At 54.4% G+C, this 17,069-nt stretch carries 15 protein-coding genes; 8 read left to right on the top strand and 7 right to left on the bottom strand.

Going from position 1 to position 17,069, the window contains the following annotated elements; all coding sequences use genetic code 11:
* Positions 1 to 60 precede the first annotated feature (60 nt).
* The 6 genes from QZ280_RS11195 to QZ280_RS11170 all read right to left on the bottom strand — a co-directional run bounded on the left by QZ280_RS11195 (position 61) and on the right by QZ280_RS11170 (position 6,777).
* Complete coding sequence (locus QZ280_RS11195) at positions 61 to 792, bottom strand: glucose 1-dehydrogenase (RefSeq protein ID WP_293444124.1); 732 nt, start codon at positions 790 to 792, stop codon at positions 61 to 63.
* Positions 789 to 2,414 carry an NAD(P)/FAD-dependent oxidoreductase gene (locus tag QZ280_RS11190; protein ID WP_293444121.1) on the bottom strand — a complete coding sequence of 542 codons (1,626 nt, stop codon included), beginning with the start codon at positions 2,412 to 2,414 and terminating at the stop codon, positions 789 to 791. Before QZ280_RS11190 ends, QZ280_RS11195 begins: the two co-directional genes overlap by 4 nt.
* 1 nt (position 2,415) lies before the next feature.
* A complete protein-coding gene (locus QZ280_RS11185) occupies positions 2,416 to 3,471 on the bottom strand; it encodes a mandelate racemase/muconate lactonizing enzyme family protein (RefSeq protein ID WP_293444118.1) in 1,056 nt (351 codons plus the stop codon).
* Between the two features lie 79 nt (positions 3,472 to 3,550).
* Positions 3,551 to 4,963 carry an aldehyde dehydrogenase family protein gene (locus QZ280_RS11180; RefSeq protein WP_293444115.1) on the bottom strand — a complete coding sequence of 471 codons (1,413 nt, stop codon included), beginning with the start codon at positions 4,961 to 4,963 and terminating at the stop codon, positions 3,551 to 3,553.
* 3 nt (positions 4,964 to 4,966) lie between these two features.
* A complete protein-coding gene (locus tag QZ280_RS11175) occupies positions 4,967 to 5,953 on the bottom strand; it encodes a transketolase C-terminal domain-containing protein (protein ID WP_293444112.1) in 987 nt (328 codons plus the stop codon).
* A complete protein-coding gene (locus tag QZ280_RS11170) occupies positions 5,950 to 6,777 on the bottom strand; it encodes a transketolase (RefSeq protein WP_293444109.1) in 828 nt (275 codons plus the stop codon). The genes QZ280_RS11175 and QZ280_RS11170 overlap by 4 nt, the downstream gene beginning before the upstream one ends.
* 66 nt (positions 6,778 to 6,843) lie before the next feature.
* Between QZ280_RS11170 and QZ280_RS11165 the strand changes: the two genes are divergently transcribed.
* From QZ280_RS11165 to QZ280_RS11130, 8 genes are all read left to right on the top strand, one after another.
* Entirely contained in the window at positions 6,844 to 7,554 is a 711-nt protein-coding gene (locus QZ280_RS11165; RefSeq protein ID WP_293444106.1) for a GntR family transcriptional regulator, read from the top strand.
* A 108-nt stretch (positions 7,555 to 7,662) separates the two neighbouring features.
* A complete protein-coding gene (locus QZ280_RS11160) occupies positions 7,663 to 8,628 on the top strand; it encodes a tripartite tricarboxylate transporter substrate binding protein (RefSeq protein WP_293444103.1) in 966 nt (321 codons plus the stop codon).
* A gap of 66 nt (positions 8,629 to 8,694) precedes the next feature.
* On the top strand, positions 8,695 to 9,156 hold the full coding sequence (locus tag QZ280_RS11155) for a tripartite tricarboxylate transporter TctB family protein (protein ID WP_293444100.1): 462 nt from the start codon (positions 8,695 to 8,697) through the stop codon (positions 9,154 to 9,156).
* 6 nt (positions 9,157 to 9,162) lie between these two features.
* A complete protein-coding gene (locus tag QZ280_RS11150) occupies positions 9,163 to 10,644 on the top strand; it encodes a tripartite tricarboxylate transporter permease (protein ID WP_293444097.1) in 1,482 nt (493 codons plus the stop codon).
* Positions 10,641 to 12,128 carry a sulfatase gene (locus tag QZ280_RS11145; protein ID WP_293444094.1) on the top strand — a complete coding sequence of 496 codons (1,488 nt, stop codon included), beginning with the start codon at positions 10,641 to 10,643 and terminating at the stop codon, positions 12,126 to 12,128. The genes QZ280_RS11150 and QZ280_RS11145 overlap by 4 nt, the downstream gene beginning before the upstream one ends.
* A 7-nt stretch (positions 12,129 to 12,135) precedes the next feature.
* A complete protein-coding gene (locus QZ280_RS11140; RefSeq protein ID WP_293444091.1) occupies positions 12,136 to 13,107 on the top strand; it encodes a transketolase C-terminal domain-containing protein in 972 nt (323 codons plus the stop codon).
* The gene (locus QZ280_RS11135) at positions 13,104 to 13,949 is read left to right on the top strand and encodes a 1-deoxy-D-xylulose-5-phosphate synthase N-terminal domain-containing protein (protein WP_293444088.1); all 846 of its coding nucleotides are present in this window, start codon (positions 13,104 to 13,106) and stop codon (positions 13,947 to 13,949) included. Before QZ280_RS11140 ends, QZ280_RS11135 begins: the two co-directional genes overlap by 4 nt.
* Complete coding sequence (locus QZ280_RS11130) at positions 13,942 to 14,721, top strand: SDR family oxidoreductase (RefSeq protein ID WP_293444085.1); 780 nt, start codon at positions 13,942 to 13,944, stop codon at positions 14,719 to 14,721. Before QZ280_RS11135 ends, QZ280_RS11130 begins: the two co-directional genes overlap by 8 nt.
* Position 14,722: 1 nt before the next feature.
* On the opposite strand, the gene QZ280_RS11125 is transcribed toward QZ280_RS11130, so the two are convergent.
* Positions 14,723 to 16,414, bottom strand: coding sequence for a GMC family oxidoreductase N-terminal domain-containing protein (locus QZ280_RS11125; RefSeq protein WP_293444082.1), 1,692 nt, complete (start codon positions 16,412 to 16,414; stop codon positions 14,723 to 14,725).
* Positions 16,415 to 17,069: the final 655 nt, after the last annotated feature.

The raw sequence follows: 17,069 nt of genomic DNA, 5'->3' as shown, positions 1-17,069 counted from the left end.
ACTCTCGCTAAGCAAAACTGCCGCTCTGTCTCAAAGCCCGTGACGGGATACAGTTCGGACTTAGGCTTTTAACGCGCCATCGACGACGAATTCGTGCCCGGAGCAATGGCTCGAGTCGTCGGAAGCTAGAAACATCACCATGCGCGCAACTTCTTCGACCGTGCCTTGCTTGCCAAGCGGGACACGCGCATCTCGTTCCTCAGGACTTTGATCTAAGGCGTCCATCATCCGCGTTTCGATCAAGCCGGGATGAACAGAATTGATGCGCACGCCAAAGGGAGCAAACTCCAAAGCTGCGGATTTGGTGAGACCCCGAACGGCCCACTTCGTTGCGGAATATGCAGGCGCGCGAGGTGTGCCGGCCAAACCTGCGATCGAAGACAGGTTGATAATACTGCCGGCTCGTTGCGTTTTCATAGTGGGGATGACGCTGCGGATACCGAGGAAGGTTCCTGTTTGATTGATGGCGACAACCCGATCCCAAGTCTCCAAGGACGTCTCTTCCAAACCAACTACGTCAAAAATGCCCGCGTTATTGACTAGGACATCGATTCTACCGTGATCTGAAAGGATCTTGGAGAGAACCCGATCCCAATCGCGTTCTTGCGAGACATCTTGCAGCATGAATTCACATGAGGCTCCGACGCTTTCAGCCACGTCTTTACCAAGCTCTACGTCGATATCCGTGATGATGACAGTTGCTCCAGCTTTGGCAAACAGCGAGGCTTCAGCTGCCCCCATGCCACGCGCACCTCCAGTGATCATCGCGACTTTGCCATCAAGACGGTTCATCGGGATAGGCGCTTTGCGAGTTGCAGGGCCAAAAGCCGTGAGAAATACCGCGCTTGACTGAGGTTTCCGCCAGTAAACCACAAACCTTCTTGAGCAGTCTCGACCCACATGTTGCGTAGCTCGCCGATCCAAGGACCGGGATCCCCTTTCGTGCCAGATCCGTACCCCCAACAAGGGCCCACACGTTCGGCCGTCTCGGGGTCTATCAACGCTGAGACCCAATCCGTCATTCCGCCATAACCCGTCGCGTAAACGATAGCATCGGCTTCTAGGCAATCACCATTTTCCAAGTGTAGCGCGCTCGCTGACAGATGGCTGACCCCTTGGCCTGAGCGTATTTTGATGCGCCCATCCATCACCATTTCTGCAGCACCGACATCAATGTAATACCCCGAAGCGGTTCTGCGGTATTTCATCCCCAGCCCTGTGCCATCCTCTGCAAAATCCAAATTGAAACCCGCGCCGGTTAGATTCGCATAGAAATCGCGGCGCTCTTCGCGAATGCCGTCCCACAGGGGTTTATGTCGTTGTTCTAAAAGGCGCAAAGGCACGGCGGCCTGTAGAATGTCCGCCTTGTCTGTGGTGATACCTTTGGCGACGGCCTCGGCGGAGTAGAGCGTGCCGAGAATTTTCTCGCAGTAATCGTCTTGGCGCACCACAAGCGAAGACGAGCGTTGCAACATGGTCGGGTTTGCCCCGTTTCGCACTAAATCAGAAGCGATATCGTGGGCCGAGTTATTGGCCCCAACTACAATGACATTCTTGCCTTTGAACTGCGCGCCGTCTTTGTAGGCACTGGAGTGAAACTGCGTGCCTTCGAATGTACTTTTTCCACGAAACTCTGGAGCCTTCGGGAAACCGGAAAGGCCAAGCGCCATCACGATATGTGTCGGTGTCACGGTGATCGCTTTCCCATTGCGGGTCAGCTCCGCCGTCCAACTTTGGGTATCCTCTTGAAACGTCGCTTTCGTTAACTCTGTGCTGTTCCAAATGTTCAGATCCAGCTCTTTGGCGTAATCTTCCAGCCAATCGCCCATCTGATCTTTGGGGGTGAAGGTGGGCCAGTCGTCGGGGAACGGTTTGAACGGCATGTGATCGTACCAGACAGGGTCGTGCAGTACGAGGCTGTCATAGCGCGAGCGCCACTGGTCCCCGACATTTGGGTACTTGTCGACGATAAGGTAAGGCAGGCCCAGATCAGACAGTTGCGCGCCAAGAGCAAGCCCGCCCTGACCGCCACCAACCACCAGAACAAACGGATCGGATGCATCTCGCGGGGGTGCGGGCGACAAAGAGCAGAGCATCGTAAATAGCTGCGCACATCGCCCATCCTGCATACGGATATATCCGCGCCCCGGCCCATCCTTGGTTTGGAACTGAAAGAAACCTTCTTCTCCACTCGCTTCATCTTCAGGCTTGGCGTTCTGAAAGCCAGCTGCAGGCCCGCATTTGGCAGCGAAATCTGCGATGGCAGATTGACCTTCAAGCGTCTGAAGCGTCCAGCCAAAAGGCAGGTAGTCACGCCAAAAACCGCCTTCGATGAACAGCTTGGACACAGCCTCGCCATCTCCGCGCGCGCTGCATTTAGCAAATGTATTCAGCCAATTTGCTATTGTGTTCATGTCAAATGCCCTGTTCTGCAAACTCTTTCAGCGCCGCTGGCTTTGGTGGAACGACAAGCCCCGCCTCGCTCGGCAGTCTGACCCGCCCGTTTTTAATCACAACGACATCGCCGCAAAGATCGGTCCTGAGCGCGTTGTCATTGACATCAATCTCGCAGAACGACGCATCCCCCACCGCAGCACTGATCGCAAGGGACGCCATTTGCCCAATGGCCGCGCCCATGAAATGCGGCCAAATCAGAACGTCGTCCGGCACCGCTTTGGCGAGATCCAGCGCGCCCGAAACGCCGCCCCATTTCGCCACATCGGGTTGCAAAACACGCATGCCAACATTCGTCATGGCCATAAATTCATCAATGCCATAAATGTTCTCGCCCCCAGCAAGCGGGATCACGGTTGTCTTGGCCAATGCTTCCCATTCCGCTTTCGGTGCATCAGCCCGTAGAGATTCTTCGGCGAAATAGGGTGCATAGTCTTCGATTTGCTGCAAAGTTTCGATCGCTTGATCCAACGTCCAGGATTGGTTGCTATCCACCATGATCCGTGCGCCGTCTGCCGCCAGTTGCGCTGCGCGGGCGACTATCTCGGAGTTTCCATGCTCTTCAAAGCCGATCTTCAGTTTGAAGTAAGTTTGGCCCAGTTCTGCATGCTCCGGAATGAGCCTTTCGAGATCGCAGGCGTTGATTGACGTTGCATAGGACTGGGCGGATGCGTGGGGCAGGCCCATAAAGTCAGCGAAGGACACGCCTGCACTGCGCAAGGCTAAATCCCATAAAGCCGTGTCGATGCCCGCCAGGATATGTTCAAACACCTGCACTTGGCCGACATGCAAGAAGAACACCGACAGTTTGTGGCGCAGAGCGTCTTGTACCTCTCTGGGATCGTTGAACGTGAAATCCTTCAGATGATCCGCAACAACGTCCTGAATGATATGCGCTTTGTGAATATTGGCGCGCGCCGGGAAGTTCGCCCAGACTTCGCCCCAACCGTAGCATCCGGCGCTGTCCTCAATCCGCACCAAAAGGGCAGGGCGCGTGGGCATTGAGCCAAGCGCCATTTTCGGGGATACACCACCGTGTGCCCTGATCGGGAAGACCTCAATTTTATTGAGTTTTATGGCGCGGTTGAACTGCATGCTACCACGAGATGTAGGCAGAGTGTTCAGAGGTGTAGAAGTTCACAGCCGTTGGCCCTACCGAATAAGCGCCCACGCCGGAATTTTTGATCCCGCCAAAGGGCATGTTGTTGTCAGGCACAGTGCCGTGATTGACGTGGATCATGCCGTTCTGGCTTTCAGCCAAAAACCTTTGGATCAGATCGTTGCGGTTGGAGAACAGCGAAGAGGTCAGACCAAATTCGGTGCCATTCAGCATCTCCATCGCCTGATCAAACGTGTCGTATTCTAACACGGACAGAACAGGGCCAAAGATCTCTTGCTGACCTGCGATTGAGTCATGCTCAACATCACTCAAAATCGTTGGCTTGTAGAAATAGCCATCGCTTGGGTCACCTAGAGGTTCGCCGCCCGCAAGTGGTTTGGCCCCTTCCGCAATGGCTTTTTTGGTGACGTCGCACACGTCATTCCAATGCGGTAAGTTGCACAAGGGACCGATATCCGTGCTCTCTTCCATGCCGGACCCTAGCTTCATAGCATCCGCTTTAGCGACGAAGATATCTTTGGCTTTGGCTGCCAAATCCTTGTGCACAATCACGCGGCTGATCGCGGTGCAGCGCTGGCCAGATGTCATAAAGGCTGCGCCCATAATTTGCGTGATCGCATTTTCGAGATCGTCACTGTCGTTCAAAATTGCGCCGTTCTTGCCGCCCAATTCCAGTTGCACAGGGATCAGGTTTTGCGCGGCAGCGGCATAGACCAACTTGCCTGTCGGGACTGATCCGGTGAAGCTCACGCCATGCACATCGCCGCTGGCGACGACGTCACTTGCCGTGCGGCCAAAGACCATGGCGACTTGGATCAGGTTCTTTGGAAAGAACTCTTCTGCGATCTGCGCCAATAGAAAGTTTGCGGCAGGTGTGAACTGCGAAGGCTTCATGATCACGGCATTGCCAAAGGCAAGTGCTGGGCAGATTTTGCGCATTGGCGTGGAAATCGGGAAATTCCATGGGGAAATGCAAAAGATGACTCCGCGCGGACGGCGCAAGATTTGGTTTGAAAAACCAGCCCGCCCCGAAGCGATTGCCATTGCGCCCATCCGCGCTGCTTCCCCGACGGAAAACCGCCCCTCAGCGCAGGATTTCATCGTTTCGCCTTTCGATTCGCGAAACAATTTGCCTTGCTCCAGCGTTCCAGCGGTGGCTAGCTCATCCGCGCGCGCCTCAACGGCGTCAATGAATGCGTTAAGGCGTTGAGAGCGTTCTAAACCCGGGACTTTTGCCCATTCGGCTTGGGCCGCATTGGCTTGTTCAATGACACGGCCCAACGCGTCCGGTGACATGATGCCGTAACGGCCGACATTCTCGGATGGGTTGGCCGGGTTGACGGTCTCGAAGGCATCATCGCCTGCGCCAAATTCATATCGAAAGCCCATGGCTTACCCCTTTTTCTTTTGCATGACACCGCGGGCTGCTTTTGCAATTGCGACAGCGTCCAGATCAAATTTGTTCATTAGATATGGCGTGGTGCCGCCTTCGCAAAAGCGATCTTGAATGCCGACGCGCTTGAAGGGCAGGCCAACGCCTTTGTCCATCAACACTTCGGCCACGGCGGAACCAAGACCGCCAATGATGCTGTGATTTTCTGCAGTGACGATAGCGCCTGTGCTGGCCGCACTTTCTAAGATCAGCCCCTGATCTATGGGTTTGAGTGAAGCCATGTCGACCACGCGCGCCTCAACCCCTTCGACGGCTAAGGTGTGGGCGGCCTGCAACGCTTCACTCACACATAGCCCTGCTGAGATAATCGTTAAATCGCGCCCCTCACGGCGGATCACGCCTTTGCCAATTTCAAGGGACTGAGGCTCAATCGCGTCGGGCGTGGTTTCGGGCCGTTTCATACGTAGATAGGCAGGTCCGTCCCAGTCGAGCGCCAGTTTAACCATTGCAGCGTGATACTCTGGCCCGGAAGGTTCAAAGATCGCCATGTTGGGAACAGCGCGCATGATGGCGACGTCTTCAATCGCCTGATGCGACACTCCAAGCAAGGTGGCGACACCCGGCAGGAAACCTACAATTTTGACAGGCAGGTTAGGGTAGGCTGCTTGCATGGTGATCTGATCCAGCACACGTTTGGTAATGAAGGCGCAGAAGGAATGGCAGAACGGAATTTCGCCAGAACGCGCCATGCCACCAGCCATCCCAATCATATTGGCCTCGGCAATACCGACATTGTGGAACCGGTCCGGCAGTTCATCACGAAAGCGGTCGGTTTCGGTGGGGGTGACAAGGTCAGCGCAAAGAGCAACGATGCGGGGATCATTGTGTGCGGCGGCGAGCAATGCATCTCCATATGAACGGGGCAAGGGCTTGAACGAACGATTGATGAAATCGGCGGCTTCAAGCTGCGTGAGTGTGTCGCTCATAGCTGGGCCTCTAGTTCTGCACGGGCAGAGGACGCTACCTCCGGTGGGAAACGTAGTTGGTGGAACATCAGACCTTCGAGTGATTCCACACCTTTACCCATGAGCGTATTCGCTTTGATAAAGCTGGGCTTGCCTTTGGTCTCGCGCGCCACGTCATAAGCCGAGAGCAGGGCGCTCAGGTCGTTACCATCCACCTCTTGGCAAGCAAAACCAAAGCTCTCCATCTTGTCCATCAACGGGTCGAGCGACATCACCAAGTCCATGGGACCTTCTGATTGAACAAAGTTGTAATCCACGATGAAACAGAGGTTATCTAGGCCACGCGCCCCGGCTAGCATTGCTGCCTCCCAGATCTGGCCTTCTTGCATTTCCCCGTCGCCAACGATCACGTAAAATCTGCTAGCGCGCCCTTGGCGTTTGGCGGCGATCGCGCAGCCAATGGCTACAGAAAGTCCCTGACCAAGTGAGCCGCAAGTTGCCTCAACAAAAGGGCCCATACGCTCAGATGAATTAATTTCTAGCGTTGATCCATCGGTAACGTAGGTTTTCAAATCATCAACGGGGAAAAAACCACGTTCCGCCAGCGTGGCATAAAAGATGGCAGTGTTGTGGGCTGTCGTCAGAAAGATGCGATCACGGTCTGGCCACTCTGGGTTGGTGGGGTCCATCGTTGCTTCAGCAAAATAGAGTGAGGTGAAAATGTCCGCCGCACCTAAGCCCTGCTGCACATATCCTTGACCCGAAGGCGCAACCATATCCACCACGTGCAAGCGCAAACGGGTGGCAATGCTTTCAAGGTCTTTTACATTGTGTTTCGCATTCATTGCAAAGCCGTGCTATTCTCTAAAGGTATAAACCTTTGTACCTATGAGTGGGGGGATATTGTCAATATGAATCTTCAGGCGATGAAACGACAAGCCGTTCCTCTGCATGCAGAAGTGGCGGAAGTGCTGCGCCATCAAATCCTGTCTGGCGATTTGCCAGCGGGGACCAAACTGCCAGCCTTGAGTGCCTTGACAGAAAAGCTTGGCGTGGCGCGGATGACAATCGTTCAAGCGATGAATGCGTTGGAGGACGAAGGTCTGATCGAAAAGCACTCAGGACGTGGGACGTTCGTGAAATCGGTCAAATTGCCAGATCGACACACGATGCAAATGCAAGCGGAGCTATCACAAATCTACGCAATGGTTGATCAGATGGAAGTGTCTGTCCGGCAGGGTGAGGCAGTCATCGAAAAAGGTGAGGATGGGCGCTATTTCAGGGTAATGAACCGCATCCACGCTCGATCAGCGAAGCCTTTTTGTCAGGTCAACATTAGATTAGACGATGCGATTTTTGACCGCGCCCCAGACAGATTTGCGACAGAAATTGTAGTTTCTGTTCTAAAAGACCTCGGCATCTCGGTGGAAAAAGCGCGTCAGAAAGTAACGATTTCCTATGCGGATTTCACGATGGCCCAGGCGCTTGATATCAAGGTGAATTCGGCCGTATTCCGGGTCGTTCGTGAGTTTATGGATGTGGACGACAGCCTGATTTACTCTGCAACGCTTTTCTACCCGGGTGACTTGCTTGAGTTTGAGATGGAATTTTCGCCTGACTAATGCCAACGCGCATAATGCTTGACTCTTGGTTAGATATTTCAAAAGGTATGTACATCTAGACCATTGATGGCCGTTAAGGCTTGGGAACGGAGCGGGGAGGGCTTCTTGATGAAATTGATGAAAACAGTAGTCGCGGGTTTTGCAGCACTTGGACTAAGCGCTGGTGCCGCACTGGCGGAATGGCCAGAAAAACCGATTAACGTTGTTGTGTCTTTCAAGGCGGGTGGCAATGCGGATATCACCGCACGGATCGCGGCGGAAACGTTTAGCAAAGAATTAGGCGTACCGGTTAACGTAGTGAACAAACCCGGTGGTGCTCATATTCCAGCGGTCATGAGCGTCAAAGAAGCACCTGCTGACGGCTACACTATTTTCCAATTTGCGCCGCCGAGTTTCATGGTTGTGCCGTTGACCCGCGCTGTACCTTACAGCCCGATGGACGACTTCGTTCCGCTCTGGGCGGGCGCTTTTGCGACGAATGCTCTTTATGTGCGCGCGGACAGCCCCTACACCACGTTTGAAGAGTTCCTTGAGGGCGCCAAAGCCAACAAGCTGACAATTGGCGTTAACAATCTTGGCGCGCCGCCCAATTTGAGTGCAGTTCAGCTAGCGAGCGAATTCGGTTTGGAATTCAAAACGCTCGCCCTGAAGACTGTTCCTGCATCGATCGCAGGTTTGGTCGGTGGGCAAGTTGACGTTGCCGTCGGTCAAATCGCTACGATCAATGCGTTTGAGGGTGAAATTCGCCCGCTGATTATTCTCGACAACAACCGTGTGCCTGCAATGGAAAAACACCTTCCTGGCGTGCGTACTGTTGGGGAAGCGTTTGAGGGCAAGCAAGCTGGCGCGTGGGTCCGTGGTGGTTGGGCTGTGAAAGCCGGCACGCCACAAGAGATCATCGACAAGCTGGTTGCTGCATCAGCAGCCGTCGGTACGGATGAGTTTATTGCAGGCCTGCCAGCCGGCATCGACTGGAAATTCGTTCAAGGCCCCGAAGCTGTTGGCAAAGAGTTGCAGGTCGGCATCGATCTCTACTCGCCTATCCTCGATGGGCTTGGCCTGCTGCACAAGTAGCATGCCCGATTACGAATTGCGCCGAGCGAGGTCTCTCGCTCGGGGCGTTTTGAGACTAGGATCACCATGCTCAGCCAAAAAACAGCCAACCTTGTATTCATCACCGCAATTCTCATCGCCAGTGCATATTTTGCTTGGGTCGCTGAAGGGTTTGTGACCTCGGGCTTATTGGCGAGCTCTGGATTGCCTTCCAAGTTTTTTCCGCAGCTTATGCTGGCACTGATGGCCCTCTGTGCAGGGCGGGTTGGATACCTATACCTCGTGCGTGGACATGCTGGTGAACCAGAACTAGCGAACGTTTTTGCAAGCGCGACTGAAGCGCGACAAGGCCTTTCAATGCTTGCCGTCGCGGTGCTTTGCTACGCAATTTGGCGCAACTTTGGTTTTGCTCCGATGGCGGTCTTACTCGGCCCGATCAGCTTGCTTGTGATGGGTGTGCGAAATCTTTTCATTTATATCACCGTCCTTGCGTTGACCGCGTTCATCACGGCCGTCTTTATCTACGGCCTTGGTATTCAACTGTTGTGATTGACGATGATTGATAGTGCCGCTCTTATTTCAGCCCTAGGATTGCTGGCTGATCCGTTAACAATGCTATTGCTGGTTGTTGGCATTGTCCTCGGTCTGATTATCGGGATTTTGCCGGGATTGGGACCGCCTATCGCGATTGCGTTGGCTCTGCCATTCACCTTCTACATGGACCCTGTACCATCAATGGTCTTGTTGCTTGGGATTTATTCAGCTGCGATTTACGGCGGATCGATTTCCGCGATTGCGGTCGGAATTCCCGGAACAGGCGCAGCCATTGCGACAGTGCAAGACGGGCATAAGATGTTCAAATCAGGCCGAGGCGGCGAAGCGCTCGGCTTCTCACTAACTGGTTCCATTATAGGCGGGTTGTTCAGCGCGGTTTGTTTGGCTTTGATCGCGCCATTGCTTGCGGATTTAGCTGCTAAATTTGGACCACGAGAGTACCTCGCAATCTCTGTCTTTGGCCTTGTTGTTGTCGTGCGTGTCGCAGGTCAGAGCCTGTCGAAAGGGTTGCTAATGGGTGCGCTCGGGCTATTCCTCACCACTTGGGGGTTAGATGAGCTGAACGGGACTGAGCGGTATACTTTTGGCAATTATCACTTCTATGAGGGCCTGCCACTTGTCCCATTCTTGGTTGGCTTATTTGCGGTGTCCGAGGTGTTGATCGGAGCGGAGCGCGCAGCGCAAAGGGTCGATTTTGACGCTGCCAGTCTGAAGGTCAAGCTCCCCGGTTTGAAGACTTTGGTGCGTATGAAAGACGTGATTATGCGTTCGTCGATCATCGGCACTGTCATTGGCATCATCCCCGGCGAAGGGGCTGCTGTAGGCGCGTTCTTCGCCTACTCAGAAGCGAAACGCCGCTCGAAAGAGCCGGAAAAATACGGCACGGGCATACCTGAGGGGATCGTCGCGCCAGAGACCGCGAATAACGCAACAGTGGGCGGCGCGCTCGTGCCAACCTTGACGCTCGGCGTGCCGGGATCGCCCGCCGCAGCGGTCTTGCTGGGGGCACTTTTGATCCAAGGGCTCACGCCGGGTCCAAAACTCTTCTCGGAAGAGCCGGATCTGATGTATGCGATCTTTATTGGACTGTTTTTGATCAACATCTTGATGCTTTTCATAGGCTTGATCGCGATCCGCTTTGCCGCGCAACTGATCCGCGTGCCAACCTCTGTGATCGTGCCGACTGTTCTATTGCTTAGCTTTGTTGGAATTTACTCTGTTTCTAATTCCTTCTTTAATGTCGGCGTGCTGCTTGGCGCGGGCATCCTCGGCTATGTTGTGCGCAAGCTGGGCTATTCCATTGCGCCGCTTTCTATCGGATTTGTCTTAGGGCCGATTTTAGAGAATGCTTTGCGTCAGTCGCTCACCATCGCAGATGGGTCTGTCTTGGAATTCTTCAACACTCCGATCGGCTTGACGATCTATGCAGCGCTCGCGCTTACTATCCTTTGGGGACCGCTTACGGCGAGGTTCAAAAAATGACTAAGCAACCGAATATCCTAATCATCTATGCAGACCAAATGCGCTATGACGCTATGGGGTGTTCTGGCAATCGTGTTGTTAAGACCGCCAACATCGACCGCTTGTCAGCGGAGGGCGTGCATTTTGAGGAAGCCTACACCAGCTATCCAATTTGTTGCCCGTTTCGCGCTTCCGTTCTGACAGGCAAATACGCGCAAGGGCATGGTATGATCCAAAACCATTTCCCTTTGCGGGGCGATCAAGGGTTTCTTGCAGAGTACATGCGAGACGCTGGTTATCAGACCGGATACGTTGGCAAGTGGCATCTAGAAGGCGGGCCAAAACCCGGATTTGTTCCGCCAGAGCGCCGTTTTGGTTTTGAGCATTTTGTCGGCTTCAACAGGGGCCATGATTACCAATCCTCAATCTATTACGATGACGCAGGCCAAGCTTACCACTCTGCGCGTTACGAACCTGACTATCAAACCGATCAGTTCATGGAGTTTGTGGCGGCAGCTGCAAAAAAGGACGCGCCTTTCTTTGGTTATCTTAGCTACGGCCCGCCACATTTTCCGATGGATATGCCCGATCACTTGCGGCGTATTTACGACCCCGACGACGTGCTTATGCCGGCGGGCGTACCCGATGCTGCGCTACAAGCCGAGGTGCAAAAGCACCGCACGGATGTGCTTTGCGGCGGCGATCCTCGGTCGGGTCATAAGAGCCATGCTTCGCATGAAACCAAGCCCGTGGGGGAAGTAGAAACGGAGGCCGAAATCCGTGAGTTCATCGCTGAATACTACGGGATGATCCACAATATCGACTGGAATTTCGGCCGTATTCTGAACCAGCTTGATGCGCTTGGTATCGCGGAGGACACGATGGTGATTTTCCTGTCTGACCATGGCGACATGTTGGGCCAGCACGGATCGTTCTGTGGTATCAAGAACCAAGCCTACCGCGCGGCGATGCATGTGCCGTTGATTGTACGCTATCCTGCAAGGTTCAAACCGCACCGTTCGGAAGCGATGATCGATGTCGGCGTTGATATGATGGCGACGCTGTTCGATCTGATAGGCATCGACATGCCAAAGGGGCGCGACAGTCAAAGTTATTTGCCCGCGCTCGATGGTGCCTCAAGGGATCACCGCGTCGCAATTTGGTATCAGGTGTTCCGCCAGACGGGCGGCAATCCCATCGAATACACGCCTTATGCAGAGCGGGGTATTCGCACAAAAGATTGGCTCTATATGCGCCGCAAAGACCACCGCGCCTATCTGTTTGATCAGCGTGCCGATCCTGATGAGCAGTGCAATCTTGTCGATGACCCCGTCCATGCAGCAATGATGGACCAATTCGATGCGCAGCTTGATGCGCATATGAAAGCAACGGGCGATGATTGGGACATGGCCGCAGATTTTCCGCCGCCAGATTGGGTGACGCACGCGGATGCAAAAGAGCATCTGGAAAACGTTTTGCTCCCCAACGCCATTCACGTTCCTTGAGGTATTTATGCTCCTAACCGGTCCGCGCAGTTTTGACCCTGCGCCCTTTGACGACATCAGTTATGATCTGTGCACGCGCCGCGACGACGTCGTGATAATGAGTGCGGATCTCAGTAAGTACTGCCAAGTTGTACGTGTGAAGAATGAATTGCCGCGCCAGCATCTTGATGTCGGCATGGCAGAACAAAACTTGCTATCTGTTGCGGCAGGCGTCGCCAAAGGTGGGCTGATCCCTGTGGCCACCTGTTTTGCTTGCTACATCACGCGCCGCGCCTACGATCAGATGATGATCTGTATGGGCACGGGCTCGGGCCCAGGAACTAATCAAAAGACAGGCCCAACCAATATTGCCATCGGCTTCACGCCCGGCATCTCCAACCCCGCGCGTATCCACCATCAAGCTGCCGAGGACCTCGGCATGGTGCGCGCCATTCCCAATGCGAGGGTGATTGACCCGGTTGACTCTACGGATTTTCGCGCAGCTTTGGACGCCGCCGTCGATCTGCCCGGCCTCACCTATATTCGCGGTCATCGGGGCGACACCCCGCGCATTCTCGACCCTGAGAAGTTCACTTTTGAACTGGGTAAAACTTATAAACTGAAACAGGGCAAAGGCATCGGCATCATCGCGACAGGGCATGGCACGCAATGGGCGCTGGAGGCCTCTGATATCTTGACGGATCGTGGCGTTGAACACTCCGTCTTGCACGTGCCCACGATCAAACCAGTGAACGAGAGTGAAATCGCTGAGTTCGCGTTCGCGCATAATCAGATTGTCACGATTGAGAACCATCAGATCGTGACAGGCCTTGGCTCGCTTGCGAGCGAAATCGTCTCGGACATCGGGGGCGGGCCGCGCATCACGCGGCTTGGTCTGCCAAACCGCTGGGCACCGGGGGGCACGATGGATTTTATCCGCGGTCAACTTGGTTTGGACGCTGAAACACTGGCAACCCGCATTGCGGGGGTGGCAAAATGAGGCGCAATCAAAGCATCCTTGATCTGGAAATCATCGCCGTCAAAATCCGCCGTAATGTGTTGGAGATTTGTCGGCAACGGGGTGGCTATGCCGCGCAAGGGGTGGCTTTGGCAGACGTTACTGCTGCGCTCTATTTCGACGAGATGCGCCCTGACAGCGAGGGCTGGTTTCACGATCGCTTCGTGCTGTCTAACGGGCATGACGCGATTATGACCTATGGTGCTCTGGCTGAGACGGGCCACTATACGATTGAGCAATTGCGCACTTATAACGAGGATGGATCGCAGGTGGATCAAAGCCCAATTGAGGGTCAGTTAGGGTTCGAGATCACTGCTGGATCACTGGGGCAGGGGCCGTCTCAAGCGGCAGGTCTGGCCTGGGCGCTGCGCCAGCAGGGGTCTGATAAGCGCGTCTACTGCCTGTTTTCGGACGGTGAATTGCAGGAAGGCAATGTGTGGGAGGCAGCCATGTTCGCCGCACACCAAAAGCTCGATAACCTATGTTTCATCGTGGACAACAACGACATGCAGGCCTCAGGGCGTGCTGTTGATGTCTTGGGGGTAGAACCCGTTCCAGAGAAGTTTGAGGCCTTTGGCTGCAAGACCCGTCGGATTACGGGAACAGACATGGCTGAGTTGCTGGATACGTTTGATGAGGCGCGCGCGACCAAAGGCCAACCCTATGTCATGATCTGCGACACGCGCCTTTGGGATGGCATCGACTGCCTGCAACAAGCGTTACCGATGGCGCATTATACAGCGAAGGCGGCCGTTGATTGGGACGAAGGCTTAGCAGAAATCACAGCAACACTCAGCGCTCTGGAGGCACGCCGCGATGGTTGATCCCGCGCTGGAAAACAAGATTGCGGTTATAACTGGCGCAGGACGCGGGATCGGGAAATCAACTGCGTTGCTTTTCGCCAAAGCGGGGGCAGACATTGCGATTTGTGCGCGATCTAAAGCTGACTTGAGCGAGGTTCGAGGTGCGATTACAACGCTTGGGCGGCGCTGTTTCGCTGGGCTTGTCGATCTGGGCAACGCTGCTGAAACGGAGACGTTCTGCAAAGATGTCGTGAAGGAATTTGGCGCGGTCGATATAATCGTTAACAACGCAGGGGCCTATCTTGAACGGGGTGCGTTTGAAGCGTCCGATCCGGACCTTTGGTGGAAAACAATGGAGGTCAACGTGCGCGGGCCGTATCTCATTACCCGTCATTTGATCGCGGATATGCGCAAGGGCGGCAAGATCATCAACCTGACCTCTGGAAAAGGCTATGCGGCAGGGGCCAACAGCAGTGCTTATCACGTCTCGAAGGCTGCATTGAATATGATGACAGACGGGCTTGCCAATGAGTTATGGGCACGGGATATTGATGTGAATTCTCTAGTCCCTGGGCCAACCGCTACTGCAACGTTCCAGAATGCCAGTCCGGCTGACGCGAAATCGCCTGAGGATTTTTTAGCACAAGGTTCCGAAGCCCTGCCAAAGGGATTGCCTGCGTGGGAGCGTGTGAAACACCCCGATGAGGTTGCTGAGATGGCGTTGCATTTGGCGTCGCAGCCAATCGGCGGACCAACCGGCCAGATATACTCGCTGGCGCGTCGCCCGATGTAAATCAATCGTCGCGGATCATCTGTGCGGCTTTCTCAGCAATCATGTAGGTCGCGGCATTGGTGTTGGCTGAGGTGATCTTGGGCATCACCGATGCATCGACGACGCGTAGCCCACTTACACCGCGCACGCGCAATTGTGGATCGACCACAGATGTTTCGTCATCACCCATGCGGCATGTCCCGACAGGATGATAAACAGTGCTGGCTTTTTGCCTGATTGCAGCAAGAATTTCATCGTCCGACGCATGTTCTGCGCCCGGTACAATCTCTTTCACCCAGCGATCCTTAAAGGCAGATTGTTGGTAAATCTCGCGCACCATTTTGAGCCCCTCGATCATAACTGCGCGATCCTTAGCAGTGCTTAAGTAGTTGGTTTCGATCAAAGGGTTCGCCAATGGATCGGAGGATGCCAGTGACACGCGTCCTCTGCTTTTGGGATGACACTGCCAATAGGACACAGTGAACCCCGGATCGCGGTGCAGCGGTGCGCCAGGCTTATCGACGGACAATGGCATCACAAAAAGCTGGACGTCCGGGCGGCCCTCTTCAGCGTATTTCGTGCACGCCGCGCCGCCAACTTGGCCAGCACCAACTGTTAAAGGTCCGCGGCCATTCATCAACCAATCCAAACCAATCCCCACTGCTTTGAACGGATTGCGTATCTGTGTGTTCAGTGAATGGGTGCCATCGACAAGCTCAACAATCGTGCGCATCTGAAGGTGATCTTGTAGGTTTGCGCCCACCTCTGGCGCGTCGACTTTCACTGCAATATCCTGCGCTTTCAGAACATCCGCAGGACCGATCCCGCTAAGTTGCAACAGCTGCGGCGATTGAATGGCCCCTGCGGCCAGGATCACTTCGCGCGCGGCAAAGACAGAATGGGTCTGGCCCCCCTGCGTGTATTGCACACCAGAGGCCGTGTTGCCCTCGAACAGAACCTCAAGAACAGATGCATGCGTTTTCAAAGTCAGGTTCGGTCGAGACAAGGCGGGGTGCAAATAAGCGGTCGCAGCACTCTCGCGCCAGCGGCCTTTCAAAGTCAGCTGATAGCGCCCAACGCCAAAGGTCTCTTCGGCATTGAAATCGGGGTTATCTGGCAAGCCCGTTTGTCGCGCTGCTTCCAACCAGGCCTCGCAAAGCGGGTTGCCATTGCGTAAATCCGACACGCCCAAAGGCCCCGTTGCCCCGCGAAATTGGTTTGGTTCACCTTCATAGGTTTCGATGTTGCGAAAGTGTGGCAGCACATCGCGGTAGCTCCAACCTTTCGCACCGAGTGCCTCCCAATCATTAAAGTCCTGTCTTTGCCCGCGGATGTAGATCAAGCCATTGATCGAACTGGAGCCGCCGATGACGCGGCCACGCGGGATGTCCATTTGTCGCCCCGCGATGCCCTCGTCTTGCACCCCTCTGAACAACCGAGACACGTCGGAATTATAGATCGAGCGGAAATACCCAACCGGCAGCTTCAACCAAAAACGCTTGTCTGATCCGCCCGCTTCTAAAACAAGAACGCGCACGTCAGGATTTTCACTCAGCCGCGCTGCCAGAGTTGATCCGGCGGTCCCAGACCCCACGATAATATAGTCGTAATCTTCCAATTTCTGCATATGCCGTACGCCTTCCGATCTGGCCGCACCAATCTGCGCCAAAGTCCACTCCGCGATTGAAAACCAAATCAGTTTCCATGCCAACATATGCCAAAAACATGGGCTTTCGCGATTATAAAAACGCTTTGAATATTTACCATTGCGCAGAATCTTTCAAAGGGGATTGGCGAATTTTAGAAAGAGCTTCGTAATGGGTCACCGATGTAGGTAGATTTGTTGTTGCCTTAAATGCGGGTTTTGGGACAACTGCAGCGAATTCACACTCTGTCCACAGAAACTAAATCCGAAAGATGCGAGATGTTGCGCCTGCAGCGAAAGTCCGGTTCGGTGACGCTGCACAGAGCCGCAACCAGTCTCGGCCAATGGCCGGATTGGGCCGAAAGCAGACCTGCCAACCCGTCCAGCTTTGGGAGCAAGCCAAAAACGTCACTCTGATCTGACACATAAGTCTGGACCGCTTTCAGGACCATTTCACCTTGCAGCCCCCTCCCTAAGTCCCTAGTGTTGCATGAGAAAATTCTGAGTTCGGTATCCTCTCCTGGGCACCAAAATACCCCCTATATCTCCAAGAAATCGTTGCTAATAACTGCTTCTGGCGGAATCCAGGACCACTATCGGGACCGCTTTTAGGACCACTTCGTCGAGAAGCGCACCCAAAGCGTCACAGATAAGCTTGCACCCGGTAAGCTGTGTCGAGATAGTCTCGAGCACAATGGATGATCCGATCTCAAAGCTTCCCAAA

This window comes from Planktotalea sp., from assembly GCF_018607995.1.
Taxonomy (GTDB): domain Bacteria; phylum Pseudomonadota; class Alphaproteobacteria; order Rhodobacterales; family Rhodobacteraceae; genus Planktotalea.
Note: the sequence above shows the minus strand (reverse complement) of the source record. Positions and strands in the feature narration are given on the sequence as shown.